Genomic DNA, 16029 nt, shown 5'->3' with positions numbered 1-16029 from the left:
GAGAGGGGTACGCCCGATGCACCCGATCAGGACCGCCTACCTGACCGCCGCCTGCTCGGCCGCGGCGCTGCTCGCCGACCCGGCCGTGGCGAAGCAGTGGGACGCCCCGAGCGCGCTGGCCGAGTTCCGGATCGGCGGACTCGCCGGCCACCTCGCCTTCCAGATCCTGGCCGTGCCCACGGTGCTGGCGGAGCCGGTGCCGCCGGGCGAGCCGATCGGCCTGCTCGACCACTACGCCCGGGGCACCTGGATCGGCGCGTCGGTCGACGACGAGGTGAACGTGGGCATCCGCCGGTCCGGGGAACGGATCGCCGCGGACGGCCCCGAGGCGCTGCTGGCCGCGGTCGGCGCCGCGGTCGACGAGCTGGCCGTCGCGCTGCCCGCCGAGCCGGACGGGCGGGTGGTGCACCTGGCCCGGGGGCCCTGGTCACTGGCGCTGGACGACTACCTCACCACCCGGCTGATGGAGCTGGCGGTGCACTCCGACGACCTCGCGTTCAGCCTGGGCGTACCCACCCCGGAGCTGCCGGCCGACGTGCTGGACCCGGTGCTCGCCCTGCTCGCCCGCCTCGCCGTACGCCGGCACGGCCAGCCGGCCGTGCTGCGGGCACTCAGCCGGGCCGAACGGGCGCCGGCGAGCGTCACCGCGTTCTGACGCGCCGACGGCGGTGCCCCCAGCTCGGGACACCGCCGTCGTGGCGAGCGGGTCAGCGGTCCAGGCCGGCCGCCGAGTCCGGCCGGTCCACGTCCACGAACTCGATCTCGCCGAGTTCCCGGGCTCGGCTGCCGGCCGCCCGGGCGAAGGTGCCGGCCGCCCAGCCGACCGCAGCGCCGGCCAGCGCGGCGCTGATCAGCAGCGCCCAGGGCAGCGCCGGCCGCCGGCCGGCGAGCGCGTCGAAGGCCAGCGTGGCCCGGCGGCGGGCCTCCTCGGCAGCCGAGCCGACCAGGTCGCTGGCGTCGTCGGCGAGGCCGGAGCCGTTGCGGCGGGCGGACCGCGCGGCGCCCCGGACACTGTCGCCGGCGGCGTCGACAGCGGAATGCAACTGCTGCCACGCCTGGTCCGCGATCCGCTCGGGCTTGCTGCGACGGTCCAGCAGGGTGGATCCGAACATGGTTACCTCCTCGGGGTGCCGAAGGCCGACGGCCACTTCGGACTCCGGTGACGATCGGGCGCGGGACGGTCCGCCCATCCCGGCCAGTGCCCGGAGCGGACTCGGCGCAAACCACCCCGGCGCGCCCCGTCGCGGCCGACTGGGGCAGGATGGGACAGACCACCCGAACGCGCCGAGGGCCGGGTGCGGGCCCGGCGAGCGGGGGGCGGCTACCCTGGGTCGGCGGATCGGCGACCCTCGTCGGTCGTTGAATAGTGAGAGCCTGTCGTAGCGGAATAGGAACTGGAAGGTCCGGATTGGGATGCCCAGGTGTGCCCAGTCCGCGAATTGCTCATCCCGAGGGGTGGCGACCGAGGCCGTCGGAGGAATACTCTCGGTCGCGGCCCGCGTACTGATGAGGCGCCCGTACGGGCGAGTGGAGGTGTTCGCGTGAGCCTGTCGATCGTGAAGTCTGTTCAGCCGGGTGGTGTCGTCCAGATCGCCCCGCGGGGCGAGATCGACGTCGACACCGCGTACGAGGTGCGGGAAGCGATCGCCGAGGTGCTTGCGAAGGGCCGGCCCGCCCGCATCGAGCTGAACATGCGCCTGGTCACCTTCATCGACTCGGTCGGCATCAGCGCCATGGTCGCCGGCTTCCAGACCGCCGAGGTGAGCGGTGTCAAGCTGGTGGTCACCGAGCCGAGCCGGTTCGTGCACCGGCAGCTCTGGGTCACCGGCCTGCTCGGCCTCTTCGGCGCTCCCGAGCCGTACTTCGCCGACACCCCCACGCCCGAGGTGCTCCCCGGCGCCTGAGCCCTGCCCGCCGGACCGCTCGGACCCGGGTCTTCCGACCGTTGCCAGCCGGCCCCCGGTGCGGGACGATCGTGCCCACCGGCGACGGCTAGGGGAGTACGGCTTGCTCAGCAGCGACAGTTTCAGCTACACCGTGCAGGCTCGGTGCGCACGGTCGGAGGCGGTCGCCCTGCTCAGCGACCTGACCCGCCAGGGCGAGCTGCATCCGCTGATCGTCCGGGTCCGCCAGCTCCCGCCCCGGCCCGGCGCCCTGGCCAGCTACGCGATCACCGACCGGCTGGCGCTCGGGCCGCTGCACTTCCCGGTCACCTACCAGGCGGACGTGCTGGTCGCCAACGAGGACGAGGTGGTGACCGTGGCCCGGCAGCAGCCGGCCACCACCGTCCGCAACCACACCCGGCTGCGGGACGAGCCCGGCGGCGTGGTGCGGATCGACGTCGAGATCACCCTCTCCGCCCCGGCGCCGCTGTTCGGGTACGCCTTCCGGCAGGCCCGGGCGGCCCATCTCGGCCTGGCCAGCCGGCTCGGCGCGACCCTCGAGGGGCACGCCGACTGAGCCGGTGCGGCGACCCTACCGGCTAGGCCCGCCGCCCGGCGGTTTGCGGCAACTCCGGCTCGGCTGGCGGCCATGATTCGGCCTCCGCGCCGCCAGGCGGCGCTCCGGGCCGAATGAAGGCCGGTCTGACCCCGCGCCGCGACCGGAAGCCGTCGCTGGAGCCGTCGGCCGGCCGCCGGGTCGCCGACGTGGCGCGGCGCAGCCGTCCCCACGGCTTGTAGGTGGACAGCACGGTCATCAGGATCAGCAGGCTGCTGGAGACCGCCGGCGGGATGACCAGGTCCAGCCGGTCCCGGGTGGCGAGCTCGGGCCCCAGCTCGGCGAGCCCGCGCACGGTCGGGGTGAGCAGCAGCAGGACCAGGCCGAGCATCCCGGTGGTGATCGCGAACTTCACCAGCACCCAGCGCCAGCGCAGCAGGCCCCACGGGGTGAGCAGCGCGCTCGCCAGCCCGACCAGCCAGACCGCCACGCTCAGCGGCGCGAAGAGGTATGTGACCAGCAGCCCGGCGGCCGGATAGACCACCTCCGGGTCGGCGCCGCGCAGCCCGGCGATGCCGAGGGTGACCAGCACCAGGTCGGCGCCGAGCCAGCCCAGCGAGGTGACCAGGTGCAGGGTGAGCAGTGCCTTGCGCGTGGTGGGCGAGAGTCGGCTCATGCCCTCGATGCTCGGCCGTCGCCGGCCCGGCGTCGTGGGCCGCGCGACGACATCCGGCGTACGTCGGTGGGCGTACGGTGGCCCGCCGGGCGGCGGGCCACCGCGGGCTCAGTACACCGACAGGTGCACGTGGTTGGTGTGGTCGCTGGACGGGTCGCCGTTGCCCCCGCTGTACGCCTTCCACCCGCTGCTGGGCAGCCAGATCTGCTTGTACCAGATCACGTAGAGCACGGCGAGCGGGTCGGCATTGCGGATGAAGTACGCGGCCAGGTTGTTGCCGTACGTCTTGTCGCCGCCGGTGGCCACCCCGCCGAAGCCGTTCTTCTGGGCGGCGAAGTCGCAGGCCCGGCCCTTGGGATGCTCACCCGAGCCGCTGGGCCGGTAGCAGGAGACGTACCGGGTGAACCCGGCCGCCTTGGCCTGCTGGAGCGCGTGCAGCGTGCGCGGGGTGATGCAGCCGTCGGCGGGCGTCGGGTCGTTGACGCTGCACGACTCCGCGGGCCAGGAACCGTCGGCGTTGCGCTTCGCGGGGGTGGCGTTGGCCCGGGACGTGCCCTGCACGCTGCCGCCGGCGGTGCCGGTGGTTCGGTTGTTCGCCACCTCCAGCGCGCGTTCCGCCTGTGCCTTGCGCTTGGCCATGATCGCGACCTGCTTGCGATGTTCCCGGATCTCGCCGTTGAGCGCGTTCTGGGTGCGGGTGGCCTGGTCCCGGGTGTCGATCAGGTCGCGCAGGGCCCGGTCCTCGTGTGCGGCGACCTGCTGCAGGGTGAGCGCCCGGTCCATGAAGCCCTCCGGGTTGCTGCTGCCGAGCAGCGCCGCGGCGGTGCCGAGCCGCCCGGTCCGGTAGGCCAACCCGGCGAGCTCACCGACCTTGGCGTCGCGTACACCCAGCTCGCTGTTGATCGTCTTGAGCTGGGCGGTGAGCTGCTGCTGCCGGCTCACCGACCGGTTCAACGCGGTCCGCGCCTCCAGCCAGCCCTTGCTGGCCGCGTCGAGCTGCGCGCGCAGCGCCGGTGTGCCGCCCTCGTCGTCGCCGGGTGCGGCGGCGAGCAGGCCGGTCGGGGGAGCCGCCGAGGCGGGGGAGACCGGCGTGGCCGCGACGCCGAGGGCGAGCGCCGCGACGAGCAGGGCCGCCAACCGGGCGGCCGTCCTTCGTACAGGTGCCACTGGTGGCATTCACGTGTCCTTCCGTCAACCGCCGACCGGGTTAGCTGACGGGTTCGGGACGGAAGATCCCTACCGCTGACGCGGATGCACCCCAGGTACGTGGTTCCCCGGCTCGCCGTGCTGTGGCGATTAGGCGACGGCCACCGCGGACGCTGCTGGGCGTCGCCCGGCGGAAGCCGCGACCGAGCCTACCGGCGCTGTTCCGGCCCGTCGCCGTAGGCGGCGAACGGGAATCGGGCATAAGCCGGCACTAGTGCACAATAGCCACTTGGAATTAAGGTTGTCCTCAATTACCACTCGACGGATCCGCACGCGCCGGGTGACGCCCCGGGTTCGATCTGCAACGTGGCGTGATCGATCCGGAAGTCATCGTGCAGCGCGGCCCGCGCGGCGGCGAGCACCTCGCCCACCTCGGCGTCGGGGGTGGTGGTCAGGTGCGCCGAGGCCACGTCCATGCCGGAGGTGAGCGTCCAGACGTGCAGGTCGTGCACCTCGGCGACGCCGGGCACCGCGGCCAGCCGGTCGTGCACGGCGGTCACCTGCAGGTGTTCCGGGGCGGCCTGCACCAGGATGCGGACCGCGGCCCGGCCGAGCCGCCAGGTGCGCGGCAGGATGAACAGCCCGATCGCGACGGCCACCAGCGGGTCCGCCCACCACCACTCGGTGAACGTGATGACCAGGGCGGCGCCGATCACGCCGAGCGAGCCGAGCAGGTCGCCGAGCACCTCCAGGTAGGCCCCGCGCAGGTTGATGCTCTCCTGCGCCCCGCTGCGCAGCAGCCCGAACGCGACCAGGTTGGCGAGCAGGCCGAGCACCGCCACGGCGAGCATCGGCCCGGCGAGGACCTCCGGTGGCTCGCCGAACCGGCGGACGGCCTCGACGAGCACGTACGCGGCGACCGCGCCGAGCAGCACCGCGTTGGCGAGGGCGGCCAGCACCTCCAGCCGGTAGAGCCCGAAGGTGCGCTGCGGATCGGTCTCGGCGCGCCGGGTGGCGGTGATCGCGGCCAGCGCCATGCCGATGCCGAGGACGTCGGTGAACATGTGCCCGGCGTCGGAGAGCAGGGCCAGCGAGCCGGTCGCGAAGGCGGTCGCCGCCTCGACCACCATCAGGGCGCTGAGCAGCCCGAAGGCGGCCCAGAGCCGGCCCCGGTGGCGGTGCGCGGCGTTGGCGACCGTGCCGCTGTGGTCATGACCTGCGCCCACGCCCACACCCTTCCGTTCCGCACCCCGGCCCGACCCAATCTATGCTCACATCGCTATATGTGCGAGTGAATGGGCGTCGCCGGAGCCGCCGTCAGCCCACCGGGTCGAGGGTGGTGAGGCGCTGGGTGGCCCGGGAGAGCGCCACGTAGAGCGTGCGGACGCCGGACCCCGGATCGGCCCGGATCTCGCTCGGGGCCACCAGCACCACGCCGTCGTACTCCATGCCCTTGGCCTGGAGGCTGGTCACCACCTGCAGCCGGCCGCCGCCCAGCTCGCCCAGCCAGCCGGCGACCTCGTCCCGGCGCGGCACCGGCGTGATCACGCCGACCGTCCCCTCCACCTCGGCCAGCAGGGCGCGCGCCGCCGCCACGGTGGCCGGCGCCAGCTCGGCGGGGGGCACCGCCAGCTCGACCGGCTCGACGCCGGTGGAGCGGACCGCGGTGGGCAGCGGCAGGTCCGGGTAGAGCCGGCGGATCTCCGCGGCCGCCACTGCGAAGATCTCCGCCGAGTTGCGGTAGTTGGTGGTCAGCTCGTACCGGTACCGGCGGCGCCGCCCCAGCGCCTGGTCCCGGGCCCGGGTCAGCTCCTCCGGGTCGCCGGTCCAGGCGGTCTGCGCCGGGTCACCCACCACCGTCCACGAGGCCAGCCGGCCCCGCCGGCCGATCATCCGCCACTGCATCGGGGAGACGTCCTGCGCCTCGTCGACCACCACGTGGGCGTAGTCGCGGTAGTCCTCCGGGCGCTCGCGCGCCGCGGCCCGGGCCGCCCGCTGCCGGTCGGCGAACGTGCTCAGCTCCCGGACGCCCCCGGCGAGCTGGAACGGGTCGCGCTTCGGCTTCGCCCGCTGCACCGGCTTGCCGAGCAGCGCGTCCAGCTCGTCCAGCAGGGCGATGTCGGCGATGGTCAGCCCGGCCCGGTCCAGCGTCCGGTACGCCTCGGTGAGCAGCCGGATCTCGGCGCCGGACAGGACACCGCCCGCGTACCGGCGCAGCCGCTCCGGGCGGGCCAGCCAGCCGAGCACGTGCCGGGGGTGCAACCGGGGCCACCAGGCCTTCAGGAACTCGCGGAACTCCGGCCGGTCGATGATCTCGTCCTCGAACGCGGGCTGCTCCGGCAGCCGGCCGATCCGCAGCCGGCGGGCCTGCGCGTACAGGGCGGCGAGGACGCCGTCGAACCCGGCCCGGCGCACCTCGTTGCGGCGCGCGCCACGGGGCAGCACCTTGTTCCGGATCGCGTCCAGCTGGTCCCTGGTCAGGCGGAGCAGCTCGCCCTGGTAGAGCAGGCGCAGCTCGGTGGGGGAGTCCGGCACCGCGTCCCGGACCGCGCGTTCCAGCACCCGGCGCATCCGCAGCGACCCCTTCACCGCGGCCACCTCGGGCGGATCGGTACGGGTCGCCGACATGCCGGGGAAGAGCGAGCCGAGCGAGTGCAGGGTGGCGGTCTCCTCGCCGAGCGAGGGCAGCACCGAGGCGATGTACTCGACGAACACGCTGGACGGGCCGACCACCAGGATCCCGCCGCCGGCGTACCGGGCCCGGTCGGAGTAGAGCAGGTACGCCGCACGGTGCAGCGCCACCGCCGTCTTCCCGGTGCCCGGGCCGCCGGAGACGAGCGTGACGCCCGAGCCGGGGGAGCGGATCGCCTCGTCCTGCTCGCGCTGGATGGTGGCGACGATGTCCCGCATGCCCCGTCCGGTGGCCCGGGACAGGGTGGCCAGCAGCGCGCCGTCGCCGACCACCGCCAGGTCCGGCGGCGCCGACTCCGGGTCCAGCAGGTCGTCCTCGATCCGGGTGACCTGCTCCGCCGACGACTGGATGGTGCGCCGGCGGACCACGCCCATCGGCTCGGCCGGGGTGGCCTGGTAGAAGGCGGCGGCGGCCGGCGCCCGCCAGTCCACCACCAGCGTCTCGGCGTTCTTCCCGCGGATGCCCAGCCGTCCCACGTGCAGCACCTGCCCGGTACGCAGGTCCAGCCGGCCGAAGACCAGCCCCTCGTGCTCGGCGTCCAGCACGTACCGGCGCTGGGCGGCGTGGAAGACCATCGCGTCCCGCTCCACCAGCGCGCCGAAGTTGCCGACCCGGGCCAGCCGGTAGCCCTCCCGCTCGGCGTCGGCGGCCGACCGGCGCAGCTCCGCCAGCCGGGCGTACACCCGGTCGAGATGCCGCTGCTCCACGGCGATCTCCCGTTCCAGGGTCGTCTGGTCGCTCACGGCGGGGGCTCCTGTGGTCACGCGGCGGGTACGGCGGGCTGAATGAGGGTACGGGCCGCCCTCCCGGCCGTTGTCGCGGCCATGCCGGTGCCCGGCACCCGCGCGTGCCGGTTGCCCGTTATCTGGGCGTTCCCACCACGGGTCAGGCCGCTTCCCGGGCGCGGCCGGCACCGCCGGGCGCGACCGGCTCAGCGACCGGCTCAGCGACCGGCTCAGCGACCGGCTCAGCGACCGGCTCAGCGACCGGCTCAGCGACCGGCTCGGCGGCCGGCTCGGCCGGCCGGGCCAGGGCCCGGTCGAGCACCGCCGCGAGGGCGGCGTTCACCTCGTCGGGCCGTTCCATCATCAGCATGTGGCCGGCGCCCGGGCACACCGTCAGCTCGGTGCTGGGCAGCGCGGCGGCGATCGACTCGGCACAGGGCGGCGGGGTGAGCCGGTCCCGGTCCCCGACCAGCGCGGCGGCCGGCACCCGGCCGAGCGCGGCCAGGGTGTCCAGCCGGTGCTGGGCACCGATCGAGGCGCGGAAGCCGCCGATCGAGCGGAGCGAGGCGTGCGCCACCGCCGAGGTGACCAGCCGGATGTCGGCCGGGTCGCAGCGGTCGCCGAACAGCATCCAGCGGATGCTCGGGCGCAGTGCGCGGAGGAGGGCGTGCGGCGGACGCCAGGCGCCGCAGCGGGCGAGCATCCCGGCGCCGGTGGTCTCGGCGAGCCGGATCAACCGGGCGATGCGGGGCGAGAGCCCGTAGCCGGTGTGGGTGTGCCCCTCGGCGGTGGTCGACACGAAGACCAGCCCGGCGGTCCGGGCGGCGAAGTGCGCGGGATGGCGGTGGGCGTACTCCATCACCGTCATCCCGCCCAGCGAGTGCCCGACCAGGACGACCTTCCCGTGCGGGACGACCTCGTCCAGCACCGCGGCCAGGTCGTCGCCGAGCTGGGCCAGGGTGGCCGTACGCAGCGCCATGCAGCTCGACCGGCCGTGCCCGCGGGCGTCGTAGGTGACCACCCGCACCCGGTCGCCGTACCGCGCCCGCAGCGCGGCCAACTGCCGGTGCCAGCTGCGCCCGTCCAGCGTCCAGCCGTGCAGCAGGACCGCGGTGACCTCGGCGTCGACCGGCCCGGTCGCCGCCACGTGCAGCCGTACGCCGTCGGACAGCCGTACCTCCAGGTGCTCCGGCATGTCCACCTCCCCCGGGCCGACCGATGTTCACACACCGGCGTAACCCGGCGGTAACAACCGGCTACCCGCCATGACAGCACGCCAACCGCGTCGCGGAGAAGATTCCCGACCTCCCCCCGCACGGTCGGATCAGCGACCAGGCTGGAGGGCATGCCGCCGCCCAGCCCGACACCGGCCGCCGGAGCTGCCCGGACGCCGCGTACCGCCCTGGCCGAGCTGCTGGCCGGCAACCGTCGGTTCGTCAGCGGCCAGCCGGTGCACGGCCACGACGTCACTGCGGCCGCGGCCGTCGCCTCCGGCGACCAGCAGCCGTACGCGGTGGTGCTGGGCTGCATCGACTCGCGGGTGCCGCTGGAGGCGATCTTCGACCAGACGTTCGGCTCGATCTGCGTGATCCGCACCGGGGCGCACGTGCTGGACCGCGCGGTGCTCGGCTCCATCGAGTACGTGGTGGGGCAGCTCGGCGTGCCGCTGGTGATGGTGCTCGGACACGAGCGGTGCGGGGCGGTCGGCTCGGCGGTGGAGGCGCTGCGCACCGGCGACCGGCCGGGCGGCTCGCTGGCGTACGTGGTGGACCAGATCGCCCCGGCGGTCCGGGAGGTCGGCGCGGACGACCCGTCCGCCCACCCGCGGGCCGTCCGCCGGCACGTCCGGCGCACGGTGGCCGCGCTGCGCGCCGACGACCTGCTGGCCGGCCCGGTCGCGGCCGGGCGGGTCGCGGTGGTCGGCGCCCTCTACGACCTGGCCACCGGCGACGTCGCACTGCTGGCGGAGTAACGGCCTCGTCCGTCGACGCCTCGGGCCGAGGTCGCATCAGCCGTCAGGGTCCGGAAACGACGAACCGCCCGCCGGGTGACCCGGCGGGCGGTTCGTGGTGTCGCGGTGCGGGACTCAGCCCTCGAAGACACCGGCCTCGACGAGACGCTTCTCGGTCTTGTCCCAGCCGTGGTCCGGGTAGTCGGCCGCGAGGTTGTTGATCTCGGCGCGGACCTTGGCGGCGTGGCCGGCGGCGGCCAGCGTCCGGATCTCCTCGATGAAGGCCTCGGAGTCGGTGCGCAGGCGCTCGGTCTTGCCGTTGGTCAGGTTGCGCACGTAGGCGTGCTTGCCGCCGTTGAGCGGGATGAGGTACTTGAACTCGCCCAGCACGCTGAGGGCGCCACCCTGGCCAGCCTGGCCGGCCCGGACTGAGGCGCGCGCGGTCTTAGAGGTGTTGCTCGCCACGGAGGTACTCCTTGGAGACGTACGGGAGGGACTGAAACGTCCGGGGGCTGTTGCGGGTGACGCCCGGGTGAGCGTCGGCCCGCGAAGATGTGCGGCGGCACAGAACCGCCCAGAGAACTGTACACGACCTCGATGCCTGGCTGGTCATCGTGCCGTCAGGAGGGTCAACGGGGTCAGCCGCCCGGGTATTTCCGCCAATCCGGCGCGGCGAATTTTCCGATTCGCTGGCGCACCATCCGTCACACCGGTCATCATGTGTTACGGACACCACTCGGGTGGACGAGGTCGTAGGGGAAGACGCACCTCGCTCTCCGGGAGGTCACCGTGCCAACGCGTGGCGTCGTATACGTCCACTCGACCCCGCTCGCCGTGTGCTCGCACGTCGAGTGGGCGATCGCGCGCGTCCTCGCCGCGCCGGTCAACCTGCAGTGGACGGCCCAGCCCGTCGATCCCGGCGCCCGGCGCGCCGAGTGCGGGTGGACCGGTAGCCCGGGGACGGGCGCCGAGCTGGCTGCTGCCCTCCGGCAGTGGCCCATGATCCGTTTCGAGGTGACCGAGGAACCGAGCCCGGGCGTCGACGGCGAGCGCTTTATGTACGTCCCGGGGCGGGGATTGTTCCGGGCCACCGTCGGCGCGGCCGGTGACATCCAGCTCGGCGAGGACCGGCTGCGCAGCATCATGGCGTCCGTCCGGGCCCCGGAGGCGCTCGCGCACGCCCTCGACAAGGCGCTCGGCACCGCCTGGGACGCCGAACTGGAGCCGTACCGGTACGCCGGCGACGGCGCCCCGGTGACCCTGCTCACCCGGGTCGGCTGACAAAGGTCAAGTTGCCCCGGTACGCGGGGAACTGGTGGGATGGGTGGATGTCGACCACCCCTCGACGTGCCCTCGTCGCGCTCGCCGCACTGACCGCGCTGCTCGTCTCCGGCTGCGCGAACCAGCCGAGGGGCCCGCGGACCGCCGCGGCGGAGAGCCCGCCCCCGTCGGCCGCGGCGCCGACCCCGTCCGCCGACGACCCGGCGGCCCGGGCGGCGGCGCTGGTCCGCACGTTGGCCGACGAGGATCTGGTCGGCCAGGTGCTGATGCCGTACGCGTACGGCAGCTCCGCCACCAAGGTCTCTCCGGGGTCGGCCGCCGGCAACCAGGCCCTGGCCGGGGTCGACACCCCGGCCGCGATGGTGGCGAAGTACCGGCTGGGCGGGGTGATCCTGGTCGGCTTCAGCGCCGACGACCCCACCTCCGGCAACCAGGCCACCACCAACGTCGACAACCCGAAGCAGGTCCGGGAGCTGACCACCGGGCTGCGGGCGGCCGCCGGGAAGCTCCCCGCCGGCCCGGCCCCCTTCCTGATCGGCACCGACCAGGAGTACGGCGTGGTCACCCGGATCACCGACGGGGTGACCCTGCTGCCCAGCCCGATGGCGGCCGGCGCGGCCGGGAAGCCGGCGCTGACCGAGGCCGCCTGGCGGGCCGCCGGCGCCGAGTTGGCCGCCATGGGGATAAACATGGACTTCGCCCCGGTCGCCGACGTGCTGGCCACCCGGAGCACCGTGATCGGCTCCCGCTCCTTCGGCGCGGACCCGCAGAACGCCGCCGACCAGGTGGCCGGCGCGGTCCGGGGGCTGCAGGCCGCCGGCGTGGCCGCCACCGTGAAGCACTTCCCGGGCCACGGCCTGAGCGCCGACGACTCGCACCAGGATCTCCCGGTCATCACCCAGTCCCGCGCCGAGCTGGACCGCACCGCGTTCCCGCCGTTCCGCGCCGGGATCGACGCCGGCGCGCTGGCGGTGATGTCCGCTCACCTCGACGTGCAGGCGGTCGACCCGGGCACCCCCGCCACGTTCTCCCGCAAGCTCCTCACCGACGTGCTCCGCGGCCAGTTCCACTTCCCGGGCGTGGTGGTCACGGACGGGATGAACATGGCGCCGGCCAAGCGGTGGTCGCCGGGGGAGGCCGCGGTCCGGGCGCTCAACGCCGGCAACGACCTCATCCTGATGACCCCGAACGTCGGCCAGGCGTACGACGGGCTGCTGGCCGCGCTGCGCGACGGCTCGCTGCCCCGGGCCCGCCTGGTCGAGGCGGTCACCCGGGTGCTGACCATGAAGTTCAAACTGGCCGACCGGCCGGCCCCGGACCTGTCGACGCTGGCCGGCGCCGAGCACCGCAAGGCCGCCACCGACCTGGCCGCCGCGGCGGTCACCCTGCTGCGCGGCCGGTGCGGCGCCCCGGTGGTCGGCCCGGTCACCGTCACCTCCTCCGCCGGACGGGACCGCAGCCGCGCCGCGCTGACCCAGGCGCTCACCGCCGCCGGGGTCCGGGTGCTGCCGCGCGGCGGCACCGTGGTGCACCTCGTCGGGTACGGCGACAGCGCCGACGACCTGCGCGCGGACGCGGCGGTGACGGTGGCGATGGACACCCCGTACGTGCTGGCCGACGCGAAGTCGCCGACGCTGCTGGCGACCTACTCGTCCAGCCGGGCGTCGCTGACCGCCCTGGCCGGGGTGCTCGCCGGCAAGGCCCGCCCCACCGGCCGGTCCCCGGTGCCGGTGACCGGGCTGCCCGCCACCGCCTGCGGCACCTGACCTGCGTCGACGGCCCTGAACCGGCCGTTCGCGACCAGTCCGACTGGTAGCGTCGGGCCGTCCGCCGCGCAGGAACGGAGGGGCCGTGACCGCACCTGAGCCGGCGCTCTCCGTGGTGGTGCCGATGTTCAACGAGGCGGCCGTCCTGCCGCTGCTCGCCGCGCGGCTGCGCGGCGTGCTGGACGGGCTCGGCGAGGCGTACGAGGTGGTGGCGGTCGACGACGGCAGCACCGACGGCACCGCGGCGGGGTTGGCGGTGCTGCGGGCCGGCTGGCCCGAACTGCGGGTGCTGCGGCTGCGCCGCAACAGCGGTCACCAGGCGGCCCTGGTCGCGGGGCTGCTCCGCGCCCGGGGCGGCTTCGTGGTCAGCATCGACGCAGATCTCCAGGACCCGCCCGAGGTGATCGTCGAGATGCTCCGCCGGGCCCGCGCCGACCGCCTGGACGTGGTCTACGGCGTCCGGGCCGACCGGAGCCGGGACTCCCGGTTCAAGCGGTGGACCGCGGCCGGCTACTACCGCCTGGTCCGGCACCTGGTCGGCGCGCAGGTGCCCGCCCAGGCCGGGGACTTCCGGCTGCTCAGCCGGGCGGTGGTCGAGGCGCTGCGGGCGCTGCCGGAGCGCAGCCCGGTGCTCCGGCTGGTGGTGCCGTGGCTCGGCTTCGCCAGCGGCGAGGTCGCCTACGAGCGGCGGGAACGCGCCGCCGGGCGGACCAAGTACCCGCTGTCCCGGATGGCCGGGCTGGCCGTGGAGAGCGTCACCAGCTTCTCCGCCGCCCCGCTGCGGGTGGCCACCTGGCTGGGGCTGGTCGGGGTCGCGCTCTGCGGCGTGCTGGTGGTGGTCGCGGTGCTGGCCTGGTTCGCCGGCGCGACGGTCACCGGCTGGCCCTCGCTCTACGTGGCGATCCTCTTCCTCGGCGCGGTGCAGCTGCTCTGCCTCGGGCTGCTCGGCGAGTACGTGGCCCGGATCTACACGGCGGTGCAGGGCCGGCCGCCGTACGCGGTGGCCAGCGACAGCGCCGGCGGTGAGCCGGCCCGCCCGGACGCCGCCGAGCTGGCTGACAGCCTGCGGTGACCGCCCTCGCCAGCGGCGGCCTCGCCCCGTCGGCCGTGGCGCCGCGCCGCCGCCCGGCCGCCCTGCGCCACGCCCCGGCCGTGGCCGGGTACGCGTTCGTCGCCGCCGTGCTGCTGGTGGCCGGTACCCCGGTCGCGGCGGTCGCCCGCTGGACCGGGTACGCGCTGCTGGCCGTGCTGCTCCCCGGCACGCTGGTGTTCCGCGCGCTGCGCCGCCGGCCGCACACCCTGATCGAGGACCTGGCCCTGGGCGCGGCCGTCGGGCTGGTGCTGGAGCTGGCCGCCTGGGCGGCGTGCACCGCCCTGGGTGTGCCCGGCTGGCTGCGGCTGTGGCCGCTCGCCGTGCTGCTGCCGTTCGCCGCCGTACCCCGGCTGCGGCGGCACTGGCGGGTGCGCTACGCCACCGTCGCGCCGGCCGGCTGGGCGTGGTCGCTGGCCGGGGTGGTCGCCGGCTTCACCCTCTACCTGTACTTCTCGTTCCTCGCCGTCAACCCGGTGCTGCCCCGCGACGAGGGCCAGGCCCAGTATCTCGACCTGGCATTCCAGCTCTCCCTCGCCGGGGCGGCCACCCACCAGGTCCCGCCGGACCTGCCGCAGGCCGCCGGGGAACCGCTGCACTACCACTGGTTCGGCTTCGCCCACCTGGCGGCCACCAGCCTGGTCAGCGGCGTCGACCTGCCGACGGTCTTCTTCCGGCTCGGCGTACCCGCGCTCTGCGCGCTCGCCGCCGTGCTGGTCGCCGTGGTCGGCTGGCGGCTCACCGGCCGCCCGTACGCCGGGGTGGTGGCCGCCGCGCTGATGTTCACCGTCGGGGAGTTCGGCTTCGAGAACGGCTGGCGGCAGCTCTTCGGCACCCAGGCCACCTTCGTCGTCTGGGGCAGCCCGTCGATGACGTACAGCTGGGTGCTGCTGCTGCCGCTGATCGCCGCGCTCGGCGAACTGGTCGGCCGGGCCCGCGGGGTGCGCGTACCGGCGCTGGGCCGGGGCACCTGGGCGCTGGTCGTGCTCTTCCTGGCCGCGTCGACCGGCGCGAAGGCCAGCTCGCTGCCCGTGGTGCTGGCCGCACTCACGGGGACCGCCGGGCTGGCGCTGCTGGTCCGCCGCCGGTTGCCCCGGGCCGTGCTGGTCGCCGCCGGGCTGACCCTGGCCGCGCAGCTCTTCGCCACCGCCGTGCTGTTCGCCTTCGAGAGCCACGGGGTGACCCTCGACCCGCTCTCCGGGCTGCGCCCGTACGTGCCGACCGGACGTCCGGCGGCGGTCACCGTGCTGCTGTGGGCGGCGGTGGCGGTGGCGTTCCTGCTCAACCTCCAGCTCCGGCTGGCCGGCCTGCTGCCCCTGCTGCGGCACCGCCGGTGGCGGCTGGAGCCGGTGCAGGTGTTCCTGCTCGGCGGCGCGCTCGCCGGGCCGGCGATCTACCTGGCCGTCGGCCACCCGGGCAGCAGCAACCAGTACTTCACCCGCACCGGGTTCGCCTTCGGGGTGCTGCTGTCCGCGTGGGGCTGGATCGAGGTGGCCGACCGGGCCGCCCTCGCCGCCCGGGGCCGGCGGCTGCTCGGCGCCGGGGCGGCCGGGTTCGCGGTGCTGCTCACCGTGGTCCAGCTCGGCTCGGCGATCAGCACGCCCGCCAGCCCGGCGTACGCCCCGGTGCTGCCGCTGCTCTGGTGGGCTGGCGCGCTGGCCGTGCTGGCGCTGGTGGTGGCCCTGTACTGGCCGGCGCTGTGCGGGCTGTGGCCGGGGCTGGCCGGCCGCGGCGGGCTGCTGCTGCTCACCGCCGTGCTGGTCGCCGGGGCGCCGGGCCTGGTGCTGGACGCCGCGGCGACCCGGACGTACCCGAACGGCGGGGCGTACCCGGTGGTGGCGATGCCCGCCTCGCGGGTCGAGGCGGCCCGCTGGGTCCACGCGCACAGCGACCCGGCCGACGTGCTCGCCACCAACGTGCACTGCCGGGCCGTGGTGGACGGCTGGTGCGACGCCCGCTCGTTCTGGCTCAGCGGCTACGCGGAGCGCTCGGTGCTGGTGGAGGGGTGGGCGTTCGCGCCCCGGATGGTCGGCCGGCCGCAGGGCCCGTACGCGCCGTTCTGGGACGCGGCCCGGCAGCGTGCCAACGACGTGGCCTTCACCGCACCCACCGCCGCCGGCCTGGCCGCCCTGCGTGACCGGTACGGCGTCCGCTGGCTGGTGGTCGACCGGGAGGTCGCCCCGGAGGCACCCGACCTGCGGCGCCTCGCCGACCTGCGGTTCGCGAACTCCCGGATGGCGGTCTACCGCCTGCGGTGAACGGA

General features: G+C 75.0%; 14 protein-coding genes, 1 pseudogene and 1 riboswitch. Of the genes and pseudogenes, 8 read left to right on the top strand and 7 right to left on the bottom strand.

Features of this window, described 5'->3' with window-relative positions; translation table 11 throughout:
- Positions 1 to 16 precede the first annotated feature (16 nt).
- The gene (locus tag ACFYM6_RS05365) at positions 17 to 655 is read left to right on the top strand and encodes a maleylpyruvate isomerase N-terminal domain-containing protein (protein WP_387272468.1); all 639 of its coding nucleotides are present in this window, start codon (positions 17 to 19) and stop codon (positions 653 to 655) included.
- 52 nt (positions 656 to 707) lie between these two features.
- Here the strand turns inward: ACFYM6_RS05365 and ACFYM6_RS05360 are convergent, their stop codons facing one another.
- Positions 708 to 1112, bottom strand: coding sequence for a hypothetical protein (locus ACFYM6_RS05360; protein WP_387272466.1), 405 nt, complete (start codon positions 1110 to 1112; stop codon positions 708 to 710).
- A gap of 429 nt (positions 1113 to 1541) precedes the next feature.
- On the opposite strand from ACFYM6_RS05360, the gene ACFYM6_RS05355 reads away from it, so the two are divergent.
- Together ACFYM6_RS05355 and ACFYM6_RS05350 are read left to right on the top strand one after the other, a co-directional pair.
- The gene (locus ACFYM6_RS05355) at positions 1542 to 1904 is read left to right on the top strand and encodes an STAS domain-containing protein (protein ID WP_357434863.1); all 363 of its coding nucleotides are present in this window, start codon (positions 1542 to 1544) and stop codon (positions 1902 to 1904) included.
- 103 nt (positions 1905 to 2007) lie between these two features.
- Entirely contained in the window at positions 2008 to 2460 is a 453-nt protein-coding gene (locus ACFYM6_RS05350; RefSeq protein WP_387272465.1) for an SRPBCC family protein, read from the top strand.
- Positions 2461 to 2482: 22 nt separating this feature from the next.
- Here ACFYM6_RS05350 and ACFYM6_RS05345 read toward each other — a convergent pair whose 3' ends face one another.
- The 5 genes and pseudogenes from ACFYM6_RS05345 to ACFYM6_RS05325 all read right to left on the bottom strand — a co-directional run.
- Entirely contained in the window at positions 2483 to 3115 is a 633-nt protein-coding gene (locus tag ACFYM6_RS05345; protein ID WP_387272463.1) for a hypothetical protein, read from the bottom strand.
- Positions 3116 to 3223: 108 nt separating this feature from the next.
- Positions 3224 to 4291 carry a coiled-coil domain-containing protein gene (locus tag ACFYM6_RS05340; protein ID WP_387272462.1) on the bottom strand — a complete coding sequence of 356 codons (1068 nt, stop codon included), beginning with the start codon at positions 4289 to 4291 and terminating at the stop codon, positions 3224 to 3226.
- 4 nt (positions 4292 to 4295) lie between these two features.
- Positions 4296 to 4428, bottom strand: a riboswitch (cyclic di-AMP (ydaO/yuaA leader).
- Between the two features lie 144 nt (positions 4429 to 4572).
- On the bottom strand, positions 4573 to 5487 hold the full coding sequence (locus ACFYM6_RS05335; RefSeq protein ID WP_387272460.1) for a cation diffusion facilitator family transporter: 915 nt from the start codon (positions 5485 to 5487) through the stop codon (positions 4573 to 4575).
- Between the two features lie 91 nt (positions 5488 to 5578).
- Positions 5579 to 7696 carry a HelD family protein gene (locus ACFYM6_RS05330; RefSeq protein ID WP_387272458.1) on the bottom strand — a complete coding sequence of 706 codons (2118 nt, stop codon included), beginning with the start codon at positions 7694 to 7696 and terminating at the stop codon, positions 5579 to 5581.
- 265 nt (positions 7697 to 7961) lie between these two features.
- Positions 7962 to 8873, bottom strand: a pseudogene (locus tag ACFYM6_RS05325) (alpha/beta fold hydrolase); the annotation flags it as partial.
- Positions 8874 to 9023: 150 nt separating this feature from the next.
- On the opposite strand from ACFYM6_RS05325, the gene ACFYM6_RS05320 reads away from it, so the two are divergent.
- Entirely contained in the window at positions 9024 to 9650 is a 627-nt protein-coding gene (locus ACFYM6_RS05320) for a carbonic anhydrase (protein WP_387272455.1), read from the top strand.
- A gap of 114 nt (positions 9651 to 9764) precedes the next feature.
- On the opposite strand, the gene ACFYM6_RS05315 is transcribed toward ACFYM6_RS05320, so the two are convergent.
- Positions 9765 to 10094 carry a hypothetical protein gene (locus tag ACFYM6_RS05315; RefSeq protein ID WP_357434869.1) on the bottom strand — a complete coding sequence of 110 codons (330 nt, stop codon included), beginning with the start codon at positions 10092 to 10094 and terminating at the stop codon, positions 9765 to 9767.
- A gap of 324 nt (positions 10095 to 10418) precedes the next feature.
- Here ACFYM6_RS05315 and ACFYM6_RS05310 point away from each other — a divergent pair, with 324 nt between their 5' ends.
- The 4 genes from ACFYM6_RS05310 to ACFYM6_RS05295 all read left to right on the top strand — a co-directional run bounded on the left by ACFYM6_RS05310 (position 10419) and on the right by ACFYM6_RS05295 (position 16024).
- The gene (locus tag ACFYM6_RS05310; RefSeq protein WP_387272453.1) at positions 10419 to 10910 is read left to right on the top strand and encodes a DUF3145 domain-containing protein; all 492 of its coding nucleotides are present in this window, start codon (positions 10419 to 10421) and stop codon (positions 10908 to 10910) included.
- A gap of 47 nt (positions 10911 to 10957) precedes the next feature.
- On the top strand, positions 10958 to 12676 hold the full coding sequence (locus ACFYM6_RS05305; RefSeq protein WP_387272450.1) for a glycoside hydrolase family 3 protein: 1719 nt from the start codon (positions 10958 to 10960) through the stop codon (positions 12674 to 12676).
- An 85-nt stretch (positions 12677 to 12761) separates the two neighbouring features.
- A complete protein-coding gene (locus ACFYM6_RS05300; RefSeq protein WP_387272448.1) occupies positions 12762 to 13748 on the top strand; it encodes a glycosyltransferase family 2 protein in 987 nt (328 codons plus the stop codon).
- Positions 13745 to 16024, top strand: a complete 2280-nt coding sequence (locus ACFYM6_RS05295) for a hypothetical protein (RefSeq protein WP_387272446.1) — start codon at positions 13745 to 13747, stop codon at positions 16022 to 16024. The genes ACFYM6_RS05300 and ACFYM6_RS05295 overlap by 4 nt, the downstream gene beginning before the upstream one ends.
- Positions 16025 to 16029: the final 5 nt, after the last annotated feature.

This window comes from Micromonospora sp. NPDC006431, assembly GCF_042870725.1.
Classification (GTDB): domain Bacteria; phylum Actinomycetota; class Actinomycetes; order Mycobacteriales; family Micromonosporaceae; genus Micromonospora.
The sequence above is the reverse complement of the archived record's forward strand: the minus strand, read 5'-3'. Positions and strand labels throughout refer to the sequence as shown.

Excerpts from the sequence above, each read along its gene's own strand:
- ACFYM6_RS05365 (WP_387272468.1), top strand. The coding sequence starts at position 17 with ATGCACCCGATCAGGACCGCCTACCTGACCGCCGCCTGCTCGGCCGCG.
- ACFYM6_RS05360 (WP_387272466.1), bottom strand. The coding sequence starts at position 1,112 with ATGTTCGGATCCACCCTGCTGGACCGTCGCAGCAAGCCCGAGCGGATC.
- ACFYM6_RS05345 (WP_387272463.1), bottom strand. The coding sequence starts at position 3,115 with ATGAGCCGACTCTCGCCCACCACGCGCAAGGCACTGCTCACCCTGCAC.
- ACFYM6_RS05340 (WP_387272462.1), bottom strand. The coding sequence starts at position 4,291 with ATGCCACCAGTGGCACCTGTACGAAGGACGGCCGCCCGGTTGGCGGCC.
- ACFYM6_RS05320 (WP_387272455.1), top strand. The coding sequence starts at position 9,024 with ATGCCGCCGCCCAGCCCGACACCGGCCGCCGGAGCTGCCCGGACGCCG.
- ACFYM6_RS05305 (WP_387272450.1), top strand. The coding sequence starts at position 10,958 with ATGTCGACCACCCCTCGACGTGCCCTCGTCGCGCTCGCCGCACTGACC.